We start from the raw sequence: 16,475 nt of genomic DNA, 5'->3' as shown, positions 1-16,475 counted from the left end.
CACTGCCTTGGGCACGCGTTCCCAGCCGAGCATCATGATGCCCACGAAGCCCGCTTCGAGCATGAACGCCATGGCGCCTTCGAAGCCGAGAATGTTGCCGAAGAATTCACCGGTGTAATTCGAAAACGGTCCCCAGTTGGTACCGAACTGGAATTCCATCGGGATGCCGCTCACCACGCCCACGGCAAAGTTCAGAACAAGAAGCTTGCTCCAGAAGCGGGCGTGCCGGTACCAGACGACGTCTTCCGTTTTGACCCACAGTGTCTCTACGATGAAGAGAAAGGCGGACAAGCTGATCGTTAAAATCGGCCAGAGAATATGAAAGATTGCGGTCATCGCGAACTGGCTGCGCGCGAGATTCAGAGCTTCAACATGCATTTTGATCACCAGACAGGTTGGCGTTGAGCGCCGCCGCAGCCGCAACAATCCGCCAATAGAAAATGAAAGTCGCGCGCTCGTACGGAATGGCTGGACGGCGGGAAGCCGTACGGCGGGCTTACCCGCTCAGGCGAGGCGGATTTTCGGCTGCACGAGGCTGTTGACCTGCTCTGCGGCCCACATCAGCGATGCTTTGCCCAGGCCGTGCAAGGCGCGCTGGTGCCGGCGATACAGCATGGCGTGACCCAGATGCGCCGCGCGTCCACGGATGATGCCGCCCTTGAAGAAGCCGATGCGGCCGAGCGCGCCATAGGCGGCGTAGTCGCTCAATGACACCAGCGCACCGAAGTCGCGGAACTCGAATCTCGGCAGCGGCTTCCCCTCCAGCCAGCGCGGCAAATGACGCGCGAGATATTCCGCCTGCTGTGTCGCGACCTGCGCGGTCGGCGGCAGCGGACGTTCGTAGCCTCGAGGTGTCAGGCTCGCGCAATCTCCTACGGCAAACACATGATCGTCGCGGGTGGTCTGCAGCGTCGCATCGACGATCAGCTGGTTCGAACGGTTCGTCTCCAAGCCGGCGAGGTTGTTCATGAAGTCACCTGCCTTGACCCCCGCCGCCCACACCATCAGATCGGCCTCGACGAACGAGTCGTTGTGGTGAAAGCCACGCGCGTCGGCCGATGTGACCTGCGTCGAGGTCATCACCCGAAAGCCGATGTTTTCGAGCTGCTGCTGGCTCGACGCGGAAATTTGCGGCGGGAACGACGCCAGCACGCGCGGACCGCTTTCGAGTAGCGTCAGGCTCAGACGGCTTCGCACGGATGGGTCCCCATAGCGGGATACCCCCTCAAGCAGGCGGCTCAGCTCCGCGGACAATTCGACGCCCGTGGCACCCGCGCCGACCACCGCTACGCGCAACGCTTCGTCCTTCGCCACGCTGCGAAGGATGTGGTTACGCAGCACCACGTTGAAGTTTTCCGCCTGCTGCTGGCTGTCGATGAAATGGCAGTGGGATCTGACGCCTGGCACGCCGAAATCATTCGCGCGGCTGCCAAGCGCCATCACGAGGACGTCGTATTCGACTTCGCGGGCATCGACGATCACCGCGCCTTCCTGCGTGCGGATCTCGCCGAGCTCGACGCGGCGACGCTCACGGTCCAGCCCTCGTACCTCGCCCGGCAGATACGTGAACCCATGTTTGCGGGCATGCGCGAGATAGACGATCTGCTCCTGCTGAACGTCGCGCGTGCCCGCGGCGATGGTATGCAGCATCGGTTTCCAGATGTGCGTGGGGCTGTTGTCGATCAGCGTGACAGCGGCGCGGCCGCTGCGGCCTAGCTGATCGCCAAGTTTGGTCGCGAGCAGGATACCCGCGATCCCACCTCCCGCGATGACAATACGAACGGCTTGAGACATGAGTGTGCTCGAAAAAAAAGGGGAAATATGGATGCCGGCACGCTACGGCCGCAGCGGTGGAAACATCACACAGGGTGTCTCGCACGCTGCCGGCCGGAGCACTTGCTACATCAACCTGCTTTGGCAACGTAAGGTCTAACCATTTTGGCCGGATCCACCACGCGATCGAAAGTCGTTTCATCAACGAAGCCAAGTTCGAGCGCCGCCGCCTTCAAGGTCAGATCGTGATGCATGGCGTGATGTGCGATAGCTGAAGCGTGGTCATAGCCGACCACCGGCACCAGCGCCGTAACCAGCATCAGCGAGCGGTCGACATCCTCATTGATCTTCTTCAGGTTCGGTCGGGTGCCTTCAACCAGGTAGCGCCGGAAGTTCGTACAACCGTCAGTCATCAACGTGATCGACTGCATCAGATTGAAGATGATCAGCGGCTTGTAAACGTTCATCTCCAGATAGCCGCTTGCGCCACCAAATCCGACGGCAACGTCGTTCGCCATGACCTGCACGGCGAGCATGGTCAGCGCCTCGACCTGGGTCGGATTGACCTTGCCGGGCATGATGGACGAACCGGGTTCGTTTTCCGGCAGCATCAGCTCGGCAAATCCCGCGCGCGGACCGCACGCCATCAGGCGAATATCATTGCCGATCTTATAGAGTGACACCGCAAGCGAACGCAACGTGCCTGAAAGCTGCACCAATGCATCATGCGCGCCCTGCACCGTGAACTTGTTCGGCGCGCTCACGAACGGCAGTCCCGTCAGCGCGGCGATTTCAGCCGCGACGTCTTCTGCGAAACCAGGGGCTGCGTTGATTCCCGTGCCGACGGCGGTGCCACCCAGCGCGAGGCAATAGACGCCCTTCAGCGTGTCGTCGATGCGTGCAAGATTGTCGGCAAGCATGCCGGCGTAGCCTGACCACTCCTGACCTAGCGTCAGCGGAGTGGCATCCTGCATATGGGTGCGGCCAATCTTCACGATGTCAGCCCACTCCACGGCCTTCGCCGCGATCGCGTCATGCAATGCCTTCACTGCCGGAATCAGGCGCTGCGTCGTGTTGATGGCAGCGGCCATGTACATCGCCGAAGGAAACGAATCATTCGACGACTGCGACATGTTGACGTGATCGTTCGGGTGAACCGGTATCTTGCTGCCGAGCGGCGCGCCCACGATCTGACTGCAGCGATTCGCGATCACCTCGTTGACGTTCATGTTGAACTGCGTGCCACTACCCGTCATCCAGACATGCAACGGAAACATGTCGTGATGCTGGCCGGCGAGGATCTCGTCGCAGACCTGGGTAATCAGCGCGTGAGAGCGATCGTCAAGACGTTTGCCGGCGTGATTGGAATTGGCCACTGCCTTCTTGAGAAACGCATAAGCAGTGATCATTTCCCGCGGCATCAGGTCGCGGCCGATGCTGAAATGCTCGATAGACCGTTGGGTCTGCGCGCCCCAAAGACGGTCAGCGGGAACGCTCACCTCTCCAAGGCTGTCGACCTCTGTGCGGATATTGTTCATCATGTTCTCCATCGCCTATGCGTATGTCGGGCGGTAGACCTTGGAATCGATGAACGCGTGCAGATCATCGGGACGGGCAACACCGGCAAGACCCTGATCGAAAATGAAGCTCGCCACCTCGCGCGCCACCGCCAGCGATGTTTCGAAGATGCGCGCTTGCGGCGGATAGATCAGTCCCGCGTCGAGATCCGCCGGGGTCACCTGTTTGGCGAGCGCCTCGGCGGCGACCACCAGCATTTCCTCCGTGACGCGCCGCGCCTCGGTCGCGTAGATCGCCATGCCTAGCGCCGGGAAAATGTAGACGTTGTTGCCCTGACCAGGCGTGAACGTACGGCCCTTGAAATTCACCGGCCCGAACGGACTGCCGCTGGCAAATACCGCACGGCCGTCGGACCAGACATACGCTTCTTCCGCGCTGCACTCCGAATGTGACGTGGGGTTCGAGAGCGGGAAGATGATAGGCCGTTCGTTGACGCGCGCCATCGCTTCGATGACGGGTTGGCTGAACGCCTTGCCTGCCGTACTGACGCCAATGATGGCCGTGGGACGCAGCGTTTCGATTGCGGTGACGAAGTTGTCGACCGGTGCATGGTCGTGCGCGAACGGGCGCTGGAAGTCGGCCAGGTCCGCACGCCCGGCATGGATCAGGCCGTCCTTGTCGAACAGGGAGATCGCGCCATGCGCCTCTTTCTCCGGCACACCGGCCTGCACCATCGCTTTCGCCAGAAGACTCGCAATGCCACAACCAGCCGTTCCGCCGCCAAGAAACAGGAACCGTTGATCTGCAAGCGAACCGCCCGTCACGCGCAGCGCTGCGAGGACTCCGGCAAGCACCACGCTTGCGGTGCCCTGAATGTCGTCGTTAAAGCAGGACACACGATCGCGATACCGCGCAAGGATCGGCGCTGCGTGCGGGAACGCAAAGTCCTCGAACTGAATGCAGGCACGCGGAAAGACTTCCTGCACGGCCGTGACAAACGCCTCGATAAATTCGTCGTACTCGGCCCCTGTCACGCGACGCTGGCGCAGCCCCAGATAAAGGGGATCGGCAAGCAGGTTCTCGTTGTTGGTGCCCACGTCCAGCGTGATCGGCAAGGTCAGCTGAGGAGGAACGCCGGCACAAGCGGTGTAGAGCGCCAGTTTGCCGACCGGAATACCCATACCGTTTACGCCGAGGTCACCGAGACCCAGAATCCGTTCGCCGTCGGTGACGACGATGAAGCGGACATCGGGCTGCGTCCAGTTACGCAGGATCTCCTTGAGTTGCTCCTTGCGATTGATCGAGAGGTACAGGCCACGTGGACGTCGCAGGATATGGCCGAACTTTTCGCACGCTTCGCCGACGGTCGGCGTATACACCAGAGGAATGAAGCGCGCCGGATCCGACATGACCACCCGGTAATACAGCGTCTCGTTTGTCTCGAGCAAGGACGACAGAAAAATGTAGCGCTCGAGGTCGCTCGTCTTCAGATCGATCTGGCGCAGAACGCGGTCAATCTGCGCGTCCTCGGTTTCTACCTGTTCCGGTAGCAGACCCGTCAGGCCCAGCTCTTCGCGCTCCACCGCGGTAAACGCAGTGAACTTGTTGGCATGCGGGTTTCGCAACAGCGCAGCACCGCGCAGTGCTGCGGGTACGCGCTCGTTACCGGCATTCGCCGGCGTGGGGGACATGGACAACGTCATCGCTTGGCATCCTTTCAGTTGGAAGGTTTAACAAACCATCAGTGAACGTAGTATCTTGCGATCGAGTCCGCAGTCCAATATATTGGAAGTCTCGATTTCGATATCTTTTAGTAAATAACTGAGGTGTGCTCCATGGAGCTTCGACATCTGAGGTATTTCGTTGTGGTCGCCGAGGAACGCCATTTCACGCGTGCTGCGGAGCGCCTCGGCATCGGCCAGCCGCCGCTCAGCCTGCAGATTCAGCGGCTGGAGCGCGAGATCGGCGCCACGCTGTTTCGCCGCCTGTCGCGAGGAGTCGAACTGACTGAAGCAGGCGTGCTGTTGCTGGACAGTGCGCGGCACATCCTGGCACTGGTGGATCGCACCTGCACGGACGTGCAGCGGCTATCGCGCGGCGAAATCGGTCACATGCGGGTCGGCTTTGCAGGCGCGACCTACTTCCAGCCGCTGCTGCCCGCCATCATTCGCGAGTTCCGTACCCGCCGTCCGGATGTCGTGCTCTCGCCGGAACAAAGCAATACCCCTGCCCTGGTGGCAGGGCTGCGGGAAGGACGCGTGGATGCGGCTTTCATCCGGCCACCCATCGAGAGCGCCGAGGATCTGGATGTTGAATTGCTGGTAAGGGAGGACATGATGGTGGTGCTGCCGCACAGCCATCCGCTCGCACGAGCCGGCCAGCCGGTCTCGCTGTCCGCGCTCGCAGAGGAAACGTTTTTGCTGTTCCCGCGCGCAATCGGCGAGGGACTGTATGACGCAATCACATCGGCGTGTCAGCGTGCCGGTTTTCTTCCGAGGCTTGGCCAGGAGGCGCCGCAGATCGTGTCTATCGCGCCGCTGGTCGGAGCAGGCTTTGGCGTTTCGATCGTCCCGCACTCAACCACTCAGATACAGATGGAAGAAGTGGTGTATCTGCCGATTGCGGGGAATGCGCCCAAAGCGTCGATCAGTCTTGCATGGCGGCGCCACAACCCGTCGCCGGTTGTGCGGCTCTTTCTGGCGGTGGCCCGGGAGATGGCGCGGGGGTGGCGCAAAACACAGCGGTGAAGGGAACCGGCGCTCCCTTAGGTTTGCCTTATTCGGCCGGAGGTGCAGCTGGCGTGGCCAAAGGCTTACCCTTGTCCACCACATGCACCGTAATCAGCTGGACGGGTAAGGTGCCATCGTTCCTCGCGCTATGTACCGCGCCGGCTTGCACCACAAAGCCACCTCCCGCTGCAATCTTCTGTTCAGGCTTTCCTGCCACGAGAAGCGTCAACTCGCCTGATTCGACATAGCTGATTTCGTCGCCAGCATGCGTGTGCCAGCCAAGCTTTCCACCAGGCGCAATCTCAACGCGTGACACAACTGCTTCGCGGCCCGGCACCGAGACGTCGGCCTTGATCACCTCCGTTCGGCTTACGCCAGTATTTTGGGCGAGACAAACCGATGATGCTGCGATGAATAGAATGCCAACTACAAAGTACTTTGCTTGTTTCACAAGGATTCCTATCAGATGAAATTCGCGCGCTGGATTCGTATAGCGCGCGTATTTTGGCGAAAGGTGTCCAGCCTGACTTCGTCACACCGGAACAATGCCCTCCTCTCTAACCAGACTTGCTGGCTCAACGCTCTCAATGCCCGGCCAGCAATTCGGCCAGATAGGATTTCCACGCTTCCGGATGCGTCTGTGTCTGATGTCCGTACGAATGATCCGTCTCCGGTACTTCGACATAGCGTCCATGCGGGACCAACGGTATCAGACGCTGCATGACGCCGAGGTCGGTCGCGTTGAGCAAGTCGTCGTCAAAATTGACAGCCAGCACCCGGGCACGAATCTGGTTCAATTGCGCGGTGGGGTTGTAGTCCCATGACGATTCGAACCAGTACAAGACGTCGTTCGCGTCGTTCTTCGCGGCCTGATGAACCAGACTGTCATACAGGTCTGTCGCGGTCTTTCGATCGGGCGCCAGCGTCTGCATGCGAGCGGGGTTGACGGTGAGGACGCCGAAAATCGGCATGACGCGCAGCCACTGGGTCGGCTCGGTGGTGTAGTCGCCGTTATGCCAGTCAGGATCGTTGCGGATCGCGCCGACAATCATCTGCCGCCATAGCCAGTTGCGCCCGGCAATGGCGATGGGCTGACTCACCACAGGCATCAGTGCATCAGCCATGTCAGGATAGCGTTCGCCCCAAATCCAGGTTTGCATGCCGCCCATCGAGACGCCGAGGACCAGCCGCAAATGGGTGATGTGCAGGCCATCCACCAGCAATTGATGATTGGCCTCCACCACGTCGTTATAGCCGTAGTGCGGGAAGTGCGAGCGCAAGCCGTCGCTCGGCTTGCTGGAGCCGCCGCGGCCGAGTCCGTCGGGGATCACGACGAAATAGCGCCGCGCATCGAGAGGTTGGCCGGGGCCGTACAACTCGCGGCGCATCAGCGGCGTCAAGAATTCCTCGCTGCTACCGGTCGTGCCGTGCATCAACAATACCGCATTGTCGATCCGGCCTTGTGCATCACGCCGCGGGGTGCCGATCGTGACATAGTGAATCCGGACTTCCGGCAGGCTAGTGCCGTCCGAAAAACGGAAGTCGTGGGCAATGAAATCGGCGGCTTGCTCCGGTGTGGCAGTCTGAACGGCATCGTCGGCGTGTGCCGCATCGACGCCGACAAGAGCGGCGATGCACAAGCCGAACGCGGCCCTCAACAATCTTCCTTTAAGCATGGTCTCTTTCGCCCGTGCCGGGCTGTGGTTAAGTAAAAGCGGATATCAAGTAAATCCAGGCGAGCGCGCCGTCCACTGATCAGGACGCGGTCCGCACCCGCGTCAAGCAACAAACCTGAAACTCGGTGCCATAATTGCCGCTTTGAAAGCTGGGAGCCAGAGTTGAACTGCAAGCCGCCCATGCTTCTCTCGTCTGCATTTCAGCGCTCCAATGCGCGCTGGTTTCATGACGCCATCCGTGACCGTCATCAGTAGTCTATGAACTCGGACGACCTCGAAATGTTCGCGCACGTCGCGAAGACAGGAAGCTTTTCGCGTACCGCAATGGAATTGGGCGCGAATCAATCGACGATCAGCCGGCGCATCGGTTTGCTCGAAGCCGAACTCGGTGTGCGGCTCTTTCGCCGCAGCGGCCGTGGAGTCGGACTCACCGAGCGCGGTGAACAGTTGCTCGGCTATGCGCTCACCCTCGAACGCACGCTCGATGAAGCGGGCAAAGCGATGCGCAACGGCGACGAGCGCGGCCCGGCCAACCTGACGATCGCGGCTCAACCTACCATCGCGCGCATCATGTTTGGCCAGCTCGGACATCGGCTCAAGGCGCGTTATCCCGACACGCGCATCCGTTTCGTCGAGGGACTCGCGAGCCAGATCCTCAGGCGGCTCAGCGACGGCGATCTCGACCTCGCGGTGATGTATGTGCCCGAACATCCGGGCGCGATGCAACACGACGTGCTGCTGACCGAGGACATCTGCCTCGTCACCCCGCCGGACTACATGCCCGACGACGGCCCCGTCGGCGTGCACGCGCTTGGCAACATCCCGCTCATTCTGCCGAGCACCCATCATGGCTTGCGTCTGCTTGTAGAAACGCTGGCCGCGCGGCACGGCTTCACGCCGAACATCGCCCTCGAATGCGACGGATCGATCTCGCTCACCAAGCGGCTCGTGATGGAACGCTGCGGCTGCACGGTGCTACCGGCCGCTTCGGTGGTGGAAGAAGCCGCTGCCGGGCGGCTTCGGTGCTTTCCGCTCGTCAGTCCGGTCGTGCGGCGCGATGTGGCCATCGCGTGGCCGCAGAATCGCTCGATGCCGGAGGGCGTCTGGAATGTCGCGCAGATGATCCGCGAGCTCGCCGCCGAACTGGTCGGCAACGGCGCGTGGCCGGGCACCACCATGCTCACGTCGGACACGACCGGCCTCACGCGCTCAAACGGCTGATGGGCGTGATCTGCCGCGGGTCGGTGCGCAACTCGATGAGCGCCGCTACGCCCGCGCGCTGCGCGCGTTCGAACGCTGCCGGGAAATCTTCCGTGCGCTCAACCAGTTCGGCATGCGCATTGAACGCGCGCGCCATCGCGATGAAGTCGGGATTGACCAGACGCGTGGCCGACACGCGCCCGGGATATTCACGCTCCTGATGCATGCGGATCGTGCCAAGCATGTTGTTGTTCACTACGATGACGATGAGCGGCGCGCCGAACTGGACCGCGGTTGCGAGTTCCTGCGGGTACATCATGAAACAGCCGTCGCCCGCGAAACAGACCACCTGACGTTCTGGATTCCTGAGTTTTGCTGCAATCGCGGCTGGAAATCCGTAGCCCATGGCGCCGTTGGTTGGCGCGAGTTCCGTCGCAGGACTGCGGTAACGGTAAAAGCGATGGACCCAGACCGTGTAATTGCCCGCCCCGTTGGCAATCACCGCGTCGTCAGGCAGCACCTGGTTCAGGTGAGCGACGACCTGCGCAAGATCGACGCCCGCGATCTCGGGGCTGGCCGGTTGCGGCGTAGAGTGCGCCATATAGTCCGCACGCGCCGCATCGGTCCACGCGTGCCAACGCTGCTGCCCTTCGGCCGCGATGGGCACCACGCCGTCGAGCGCCAGTGCGAACGCACTCAGCGACGCGTTGATCGGCAGGCGCGCCTGATAGACGCGGCCAAGCTCCTCGGCATCAGGATGCACATGAATCAGTGTCTGCTTCGGCACCGGGCTTTCGAATACCGTGTAACCGGACGAAGTGGTCTCCGCAAGCCGCGAGCCGATCACGATCAGCAAGTCGGCGTCACGCGCACGTTGCGCGAGTTTCGGCGACACGCCAAGCCCGAGTTGCCCGCAGTAATGGGCATCGCGATTGTCGAACAGATCCTGACGACGGAACGATGCCGCCACCGGCAAGCGGTTGGCGTGCGCGAAACGCTTGAGCGCGGCGCACGCGTCCGGGTTCCAGCCGGTGCCCCCGACCACGACGAGCGGACGCTCGGCCTGTGCGAGCAACGTGCGTAGCGCATCCAGCGCCTGCGGCTCGGGCGCTGCCTGGGCGATGCGCGCGGGTAGCGCGTCGTTCACCTCGGCGGAATTGAACAGTACGTCTTCGGGCAACGCGATCACGACTGGCCCAGGACGACCCGACAGCGCCACGCTATAAGCCTTCGCGATGATCTCGGGAATGCGCTCGATGCTGTCGATCTCCGTGACCCACTTCGCAATGCCGCCGAACATCTGCCGGTAGTCGACCTCCTGAAACGCGCCGCGTCCGATGAAGCCGCGCTCCACTTGCCCGATAAACAGAAGCATCGGCGTCGAGTCTTCGCTGGCAGTGTGCACACCGTTGCTCGCGTGCGTCGCGCCCGGGCCGCGCGTCACGAAGCAGATGCCCGGGCGGCCCGTGAGCTTGCCATACGCATCCGCCATATTCGAAGCGGCGCCCTCGTGGCGCGTCGTGATGGTGCGAATCCCGTGCGCGTCGTGCAGCGCGTCGAGCACAGCCAGATAACTCTCGCCGGGTACACAGTAGACGGTATCGGCACCGTTGCGCGCGAGTGCGTCGACGAGGATGCGACCGCCGTTGCGCAGTTGTGCGGTTTCAGACATGGACTTCAAGCTCCTTGTTACGGGTTTCTGGCAGGAACACGGCGACGACGAAGACAAGCACGTAGGAGGCCGCGGCCCATACGCCGATCGATTCTCCCAGTCCGACCGAGGCACTCGTCATGCCGACGGCCGCGGGCACGAGCGCGCCGACGCCGCGACCGAAGTTGTACGAAAAGCCCCCCGCCGACGCCCGGATCTGCGCGGGAAAGAGTTCTGTGAAACATGCACCCATGCCCGACACGATGCCGGACTGGAAAAGTCCGAGCGGAAAACCGAGCACGAGCAGCGTCGAGAGCGGCAGATGCAGACGGGTATAGGCCAGCACGGTCACAGTCGCCCCAGCCGCGGACAACGCGAATGTCCAGCGCCGGCCGATGCCGTCGCTGAGATAGGCCATGCCGATATAGCCGCAGAACGAGCCGAACAGGTTGACGGCCAGATAGATCGTCGTGAGGTTGACCGTGAGACCCTGCGTCTCGCGCAGATACGTGACCAGCCATGTGAGGATCGTGTAGTTGCCACCGAGCGCGCCCGCGGCCATCAGAGAAGCGAGCACGGTGCGCGAGAGCACCTTGCGCCCGAAGACGTGCGTAAAAGTTTCGAGTGGGCTGTTTTTTTCGCGGTAGGTAGCGGCGGACTGAAACGCCTGCGACTCGTCGATGTTACGGCGCATCCACAGCACGAGCAGACCGGGCAACAGGCCGACCAGGAACAGCACACGCCACGCGAGATGCTCGGGCAGCAGGCCGAACAGGGTCCAGTAGGCGAGCGTCGCCAGCGCGTAGCCGACCGGCCAGCCGCTTTGCACCGAGCCCACTGCGCGGCCGCGAATGCGTTTGTCGACGACTTCCCCGATCAGGATCGCGCCCGCGGCCCACTCGCCACCAAAGCCGAGTCCCTGCAGGCTGCGCGTGAAAAGCAGTTGATGAAAGCTGCTCGTGAAGGCGGAAAGTCCGGTGAACAGCGAAAACCAAAGGATTGCCAGTTTGAGCACGCGTACGCGGCCGATGCGGTCCGCAAGCACGCCCGCGACGACACCGCCGATCGCCGACGACACCAGCGCCGAGGTGCCGATCACGCCAGCCTGCGCCTTGGTCATGCCCCACGCGGTCAACAAGGTCGGAATCACGAAGGCGAAGAACTGCACGTCCATGGCATCGAGGACCCAGCCGAGGAAGCAGGCCCAGAAAGTCCGGCGCTGGGCGGGCGCCATGGTGCTGTACCACGGTTGCATGACGTGTATCTCCATCAGGCACATGAGTGCCTGTCGTTTTTGTCGTCGTGCGCGGCAGTGGGTCGACGCGAGCCCGCGCTAAAGTCGTGCGTCGGATTATGCCGCGCCGTATCTGGATTGACCTTTGCGCGAGGCGCATAGCAGCTATGCACTTGAGCGTCAGAAGCCGACCTTAAGTTTCCAGGGTGTCAGCCGTAATTCAAACGTAGGAAAGCAATCCTCTGCCGCTTGCGGGAGCGTTCCCGGACGTAGAGGTAGATATATGAATACGGGGTGCATAGCATCATGATTAAAGGCCTTTCAATCCGCAGTCGCCTCGCTTTGGCGATGGGTTTCCTGAGTGTCCTGTTGATTGTCGGCGGGGCAATGGGCATCGGCGGCGTTGCGATGAGCAATGGCGACCTGCAGCAGCTCTATTCCGATCAGCTTGCCTCGTCGGTCGCACTCAGCGAAGCCAGCGTCGCGCTCGCAAGAGGACGTCTCTGGATCTTCCGCATCGCGCTCGACCCGGCCGGCGCCGACGTGCCCAAATTCGCGCAAAACGCCAAAGCCCAGCTCGATCGGTCAAAGAAGGCGTGGGATGCTTATCGTGCATTGCCTCCGTCAGACGCAGACGAAGCGCGCGCCGCCGACGAAGTCAATAAAGGACTGGATGAGCTGGCGACGAGCAGTTACGGGCCGGTTTTTCAGGCTATCACGGCCGGCGACCCCGACAAAATCAAGGCTGCCGTGGCGGCCATGTCAACCGCACAATATGGCGATGTCACCGGCAGAATCGACGCGCTCGAACAGAAACAGGCGAGCATCGCGCAGGCGTTCTATGTTCGGGCCGAGGCGCGTTTCGGCTGGTTTGTCGGTATCGCGATAGCCGGCGTCGCGTTTGCAATCGTGGCGGCGGCGCTTGCATGGAGATCGCTGCAACGCGCGATTGGTCGCCCGATTGGGGAGGCCCTCAATCATTTCAGGGCGATCGCTGAGGGTGATCTGACCGCGCGCGTCGAGGTTCGCTCGTCCGACGAAATGGGTCAAATGATGACCGGCCTTCAGGCAATGCAACGCAAACTGGTCGAAACCATTAGTGCGGTGAGAGACGGTGCGAGCGCCATCGATACCGCGGCCAAGGAAATTGCTGTCGGCAACATGGATCTGTCCTCGCGCACCGAAGAGCAGGCTGCGTCGCTTGAGCAGACATCGGCCAGCATGGGCGAACTCACCACGACTGTAAAACACAACACCGAGAGTGCACGTCAGGGCAACACGCTTGCGGTCACCGCTTCGGCGACCGCCGAGCGCGGCGGCGAAATGGTTCGGCGCGTGGTCGAGACGATGCACAAGATTTCCGGCTCGTCAGAGCGGGTCGAGCAGATCATTGGCGTGATTGAAGGGATTGCGTTCCAAACCAATATCCTTGCGCTAAACGCTGCGGTGGAAGCGGCCCGCGCCGGCGAACAAGGGCGTGGATTTGCGGTGGTCGCCTCCGAAGTGCGCAGTCTCGCGCAGCGCAGCGCGAGCGCCGCCAAGGAAATCAAGGAGTTGATCGGCCAGTCGGTCGCCCATGTCAACGAGGGCTCAAAGCTGGTGGACGAAACCGGTATCACGATCGACGAGGTCGTCGCCTCTGCAAAGCGCGTGGCCAACCTCATGAACGAAATCGCTGCAGCGTCGGAACAGCAGCACGCTGGCATCGAACAGGTGAACCGGGCAGTCGCGCAGATGGACGACGTCACCCAGCAGAATGCCGCGCTCGTCGAAGAGGCATCGGCGGCCGCGCAGTCGCTCGCAGCGCAATCCAATGGGATGCGCGAAGCCGTGACGGTCTTCAAGCTGGATTCAGCACTTTCTAGCAGGACCTTTTGACGATCGCGCGGCCCGCAGTGGGACAGCCGAAGCGTTTCCCGACCGCTGCCCTGCTCATAAAAAAAGGCACCGCGAGCGGTGCCTTTCTTACGCCAGCAAGTAACGCTTAGAAGTGGGTGCGCATACCCGCGCCGACCACCACCTGATTCGTGGATGCCGCCGTGCCACCGATGAAGGAACTTGCACCTTCAAAGTTGAACAGGCTGGAATTCCCACCCTGCGCACCCGGAGCCAGACCGCCGGTCAGGTGGATGTAGTTGGCGCCAGCGTACACGTCCGTGCGCTTCGACAACGAGTAATCCGCCAGCAGGCCGAACTGGTCCCACTTCGGCGATGCCGAGCTCAACCGGTTGTCGAACTTGCCATCGGTGTAGGTGTAAGCCGCGCCCAGCGTCAATGCCGGCGTCACGTTGTAATGCGCGTTCACTTCGTAGTTGGTGAAATGAACCGAAGCGGCATTGGCGGCCGTCAGGGTCGCGGAGCCGGCGCTGAAGCCCGTTGCATTGTTCAGCTTGGTGTCCGTGATCACGAAACCAATGTTGGCCGGGCCGAACGTATAGTTAAGACCGCCGCCGAACGAACGCTGACGCTCCGCCGTGAAGGGTGCATCAGCGGTCGAGCTGTCGCTATCCACTGCGCCACCGGTGTTGCTGGTTTGGCCCAGGGCGTTGAGGCTGTTGTTCACTTGCGTGTAACCCAACGCCGCATTGATCGGGCCGTGGCTGTACTGGGCACCGAAGCTATAGGCGCGGTTGTTCGCAAAGCCGCCTGCTTCGTTCGAGAAGCCATACAGGGCGCCGAAGCTCAGGCCGTTGTAATTCAAGCTCGAATATTTCACTGCGTTGTTGACGCGGAACGTTCCGAGCATGTTGTCGTTGTCCATCACGTGCGCGAAGATGTTGCCACCCACGCCACCGAAGTCTTCGAACGCCAGATGGCCGACATAGTCGTACATGAATTCGTTCTGACGACCCAGCGTCACGGAGCCGAGTGAATTGCTCGTCAGGCCGACAAAAGCATTACGGCCGAACAGGCGGCCGCCTTGCCCCATCTTGCCGTTGGTCAGGTTGAAGCCGTCTTCGAGCACAAAGATTGCCTTCAGGCCGTCACCCAGATCTTCAGCGCCTTTCAGGCCCCAACGATTGCTTTGCATGATGCCGTTGCTCAAGGCGACGTTGCCGCTGCCCTCGTTGGTGCCGACGCGGACGTTGTTCGTGTAGCTGATGCCGGCATCCAGCAGGCCGTACAGGGTCACACTGCCTTGCGCATGGGCTGCAGTTGTGCCGAGCGCTGCGAGCGTCGCGGCAAACAGAAGCTTGTGATTCTTCATTTTGGTCAAGACTCCATTTCTATAATTGGTGTTTTCACGCCAGTGGACCCTAAGGGTCCGCTGGAGATGGGAGTCTAGACATCCACCTCTTTGAAATCTTTTGAAATGCAAAATAACGTGTTTTTTATGCAAATGCCTATTAGGCTTCATCTTTGAACCAGACAACCTGTGATAAGCGCAGCTTGCAAAGCGTGGGGCGCCAAGCTTTCAGAATTTTTATATTCGCCAGTTCTGACCGCAGCGTCCGACACTCGACGAACACACATGCCGACTGCCGACGCTCTGGTGGTTGCGGTCGGCTGACCGCTGCCGGCCACGCATTCGAATCACAGACACTCGACTTAATGATGCTCGAAGAGGGATATTTTCTTGGCCTTGATCATGGATCTGACTTTCGACATAAACCGTGCTTGCGGGTCTTTCTTGCACTCCTCGAAAACTGCTTCTCCTACTGGATGAGCGGTATCCACCACCATCGTATCGGTTTCCTTGACCCCGAGTTTGTCCACACCCGCGACCCAGTAAACCAGCGCCGGACGGTAGGCCTCGTCAACGACGGTAAAGTCCGCGCATGTCATTTTTGCCGGACTCATTTTGGTTTCCTGCGCACTAGCCGCGAGAGGGATGGCTACACAGGCCAGAACAGCGAGAATTTTTGCGGATTTCATTTAACACTCCTTATATGGATCGGATTGAACTTTGTTCGTAGTGTTGCCGGGTACGGCAGATCACCAGGTATCCACTTTAAGGCGACTCAATTAGCTCAGAATTAGTCCGCTATTTTTCGTGCACCGACAGAAGCATTTCAATGAGCCACGGTCCAGCCAAGTCCACGCACGTTGCGGATCAAGGATTGCCCGAACTTCTTGCGCATCGTATGGATCAGCACGTCAATGGCATTGCTTTCCACCTCTTTGCCCCAGCCGTATAGCCTGTCCTCGAGCTGGCCGCGTGACAGGATCATGCCGGGCTTTTCCAGGAACGCATGCATCAGCGCGAACTCGCGCGCGGAGAGCGAAGACGCTACCCCATTGCAGCACAACATGCGTTTCTCGAGATCGAGGTTGAGCGATTCGCCACCGATACGCGGGGTCGCATAGCCCGCCTTGCGCCGCAATACCGCCCGGATACGCGCAAGAAGTTCACGAACTTCGAATGGCTTGGGTACACAATCGTCAGCACCGACGTCAAGACCGTGCACGCGCGTCTCCAGGTCGTCCAGTGCGGTAAGAATCAGCACCGGGACGTCGTTGCCTGCGGCACGCAATGCGCGTAGCAGATCGATTTCGCCTGCACCCGACAGGCCGAGATCGAGCAAAACCACTGCATAGTAAGCCGTATTGATGGCTACGCTACCTGCGTTGCCATCGCGCACCCAGTCGACACTGCATTCCGCATTCTTCAATGCGCGAAGCAGGTTTTGGCCAATCTGCAAATCCTCTTCAACCAGTAAAACTCGCATGATGTCGCATCGTTTTGGATAGCG

Annotated in this window: 14 protein-coding genes; 3 read left to right on the top strand and 11 right to left on the bottom strand. The window is 60.9% G+C overall.

All coding sequences use genetic code 11. From position 1 onward, the window contains the following. The 4 genes from VGH41_RS02260 to VGH41_RS02245 form a co-directional block, all read right to left on the bottom strand. Window positions 1-378: cytochrome ubiquinol oxidase subunit I (locus VGH41_RS02260; protein ID WP_331595720.1), on the bottom strand; the 378-nt coding region annotated here is incomplete at its 3' end. 126 nt (window positions 379-504) lie between these two features. Beyond that, complete coding sequence (locus VGH41_RS02255) at window positions 505-1,794, bottom strand: NAD(P)/FAD-dependent oxidoreductase (protein ID WP_331595719.1); 1,290 nt, start codon at window positions 1,792-1,794, stop codon at window positions 505-507. A gap of 110 nt (window positions 1,795-1,904) precedes the next feature. Next, window positions 1,905-3,314, bottom strand: a complete 1,410-nt coding sequence (gene fumC / locus VGH41_RS02250; RefSeq protein ID WP_331595718.1) for a class II fumarate hydratase — start codon at window positions 3,312-3,314, stop codon at window positions 1,905-1,907. A 12-nt stretch (window positions 3,315-3,326) separates the two neighbouring features. Then, window positions 3,327-4,994, bottom strand: coding sequence for an NAD-dependent malic enzyme (locus tag VGH41_RS02245; protein WP_331595717.1), 1,668 nt, complete (start codon window positions 4,992-4,994; stop codon window positions 3,327-3,329). Window positions 4,995-5,126: 132 nt separating this feature from the next. Here VGH41_RS02245 and VGH41_RS02240 point away from each other — a divergent pair, with 132 nt between their 5' ends. After that, on the top strand, window positions 5,127-6,038 hold the full coding sequence (locus VGH41_RS02240; RefSeq protein ID WP_331595716.1) for a LysR substrate-binding domain-containing protein: 912 nt from the start codon (window positions 5,127-5,129) through the stop codon (window positions 6,036-6,038). Between the two features lie 28 nt (window positions 6,039-6,066). On the opposite strand, the gene VGH41_RS02235 is transcribed toward VGH41_RS02240, so the two are convergent. Continuing rightward, a complete protein-coding gene (locus VGH41_RS02235; RefSeq protein WP_331595715.1) occupies window positions 6,067-6,471 on the bottom strand; it encodes a cupin domain-containing protein in 405 nt (134 codons plus the stop codon). A 133-nt stretch (window positions 6,472-6,604) separates the two neighbouring features. Then, entirely contained in the window at window positions 6,605-7,696 is a 1,092-nt protein-coding gene (locus VGH41_RS02230) for an alpha/beta fold hydrolase (RefSeq protein WP_331595713.1), read from the bottom strand. 258 nt (window positions 7,697-7,954) lie between these two features. Here VGH41_RS02230 and VGH41_RS02225 point away from each other — a divergent pair, with 258 nt between their 5' ends. Next, window positions 7,955-8,917 (top strand): LysR family transcriptional regulator, encoded by a 963-nt coding sequence (locus VGH41_RS02225; protein WP_331595712.1) that lies wholly within the window; start codon window positions 7,955-7,957, stop codon window positions 8,915-8,917. Here the strand turns inward: VGH41_RS02225 and VGH41_RS02220 are convergent. Both VGH41_RS02220 and VGH41_RS02215 read right to left on the bottom strand, forming a co-directional pair. Beyond that, the gene (locus VGH41_RS02220; protein ID WP_331595711.1) at window positions 8,898-10,568 is read right to left on the bottom strand and encodes a thiamine pyrophosphate-binding protein; all 1,671 of its coding nucleotides are present in this window, start codon (window positions 10,566-10,568) and stop codon (window positions 8,898-8,900) included. The genes VGH41_RS02225 and VGH41_RS02220 overlap by 20 nt on opposite strands. Further along, complete coding sequence (locus VGH41_RS02215) at window positions 10,561-11,802, bottom strand: MFS transporter (protein WP_331595710.1); 1,242 nt, start codon at window positions 11,800-11,802, stop codon at window positions 10,561-10,563. The genes VGH41_RS02220 and VGH41_RS02215 overlap by 8 nt, the downstream gene beginning before the upstream one ends. 285 nt (window positions 11,803-12,087) lie before the next feature. On the opposite strand from VGH41_RS02215, the gene VGH41_RS02210 reads away from it, so the two are divergent. Then, entirely contained in the window at window positions 12,088-13,659 is a 1,572-nt protein-coding gene (locus tag VGH41_RS02210) for a methyl-accepting chemotaxis protein (protein WP_331595709.1), read from the top strand. Between the two features lie 106 nt (window positions 13,660-13,765). Here VGH41_RS02210 and VGH41_RS02205 read toward each other — a convergent pair whose 3' ends face one another. The 3 genes from VGH41_RS02205 to VGH41_RS02195 all read right to left on the bottom strand — a co-directional run bounded on the left by VGH41_RS02205 (window position 13,766) and on the right by VGH41_RS02195 (window position 16,451). Beyond that, a complete protein-coding gene (locus VGH41_RS02205) occupies window positions 13,766-14,989 on the bottom strand; it encodes a porin (RefSeq protein ID WP_331595708.1) in 1,224 nt (407 codons plus the stop codon). A gap of 341 nt (window positions 14,990-15,330) precedes the next feature. After that, a complete protein-coding gene (locus VGH41_RS02200) occupies window positions 15,331-15,657 on the bottom strand; it encodes an HdeA/HdeB family chaperone (RefSeq protein WP_331595707.1) in 327 nt (108 codons plus the stop codon). 137 nt (window positions 15,658-15,794) lie between these two features. Continuing rightward, window positions 15,795-16,451, bottom strand: a complete 657-nt coding sequence (locus VGH41_RS02195) for a response regulator transcription factor (protein WP_331595706.1) — start codon at window positions 16,449-16,451, stop codon at window positions 15,795-15,797. Window positions 16,452-16,475: the final 24 nt, after the last annotated feature.

This window comes from Paraburkholderia sp. (assembly GCF_036488795.1).
GTDB lineage: Bacteria > Pseudomonadota > Gammaproteobacteria > Burkholderiales > Burkholderiaceae > Paraburkholderia.
The sequence above is the reverse complement of the archived record's forward strand: the minus strand, read 5'-3'. Positions and strand labels throughout refer to the sequence as shown.

Bases quoted from the DNA above. Each gene is read 5' to 3' on its own strand.
- VGH41_RS02255 (WP_331595719.1), bottom strand. From the start codon at position 1,794: ATGTCTCAAGCCGTTCGTATTGTCATCGCGGGAGGTGGGATCGCGGGT.
- fumC (WP_331595718.1), bottom strand. From the start codon at position 3,314: ATGATGAACAATATCCGCACAGAGGTCGACAGCCTTGGAGAGGTGAGC.
- VGH41_RS02245 (WP_331595717.1), bottom strand. From the start codon at position 4,994: ATGACGTTGTCCATGTCCCCCACGCCGGCGAATGCCGGTAACGAGCGC.
- VGH41_RS02240 (WP_331595716.1), top strand. From the start codon at position 5,127: ATGGAGCTTCGACATCTGAGGTATTTCGTTGTGGTCGCCGAGGAACGC.
- VGH41_RS02230 (WP_331595713.1), bottom strand. From the start codon at position 7,696: ATGCTTAAAGGAAGATTGTTGAGGGCCGCGTTCGGCTTGTGCATCGCC.
- VGH41_RS02225 (WP_331595712.1), top strand. From the start codon at position 7,955: ATGAACTCGGACGACCTCGAAATGTTCGCGCACGTCGCGAAGACAGGA.
- VGH41_RS02220 (WP_331595711.1), bottom strand. From the start codon at position 10,568: ATGTCTGAAACCGCACAACTGCGCAACGGCGGTCGCATCCTCGTCGAC.
- VGH41_RS02215 (WP_331595710.1), bottom strand. From the start codon at position 11,802: ATGCAACCGTGGTACAGCACCATGGCGCCCGCCCAGCGCCGGACTTTC.
- VGH41_RS02210 (WP_331595709.1), top strand. From the start codon at position 12,088: ATGATTAAAGGCCTTTCAATCCGCAGTCGCCTCGCTTTGGCGATGGGT.
- VGH41_RS02205 (WP_331595708.1), bottom strand. From the start codon at position 14,989: ATGAAGAATCACAAGCTTCTGTTTGCCGCGACGCTCGCAGCGCTCGGC.
- VGH41_RS02200 (WP_331595707.1), bottom strand. From the start codon at position 15,657: ATGAAATCCGCAAAAATTCTCGCTGTTCTGGCCTGTGTAGCCATCCCT.
- VGH41_RS02195 (WP_331595706.1), bottom strand. From the start codon at position 16,451: ATGCGAGTTTTACTGGTTGAAGAGGATTTGCAGATTGGCCAAAACCTG.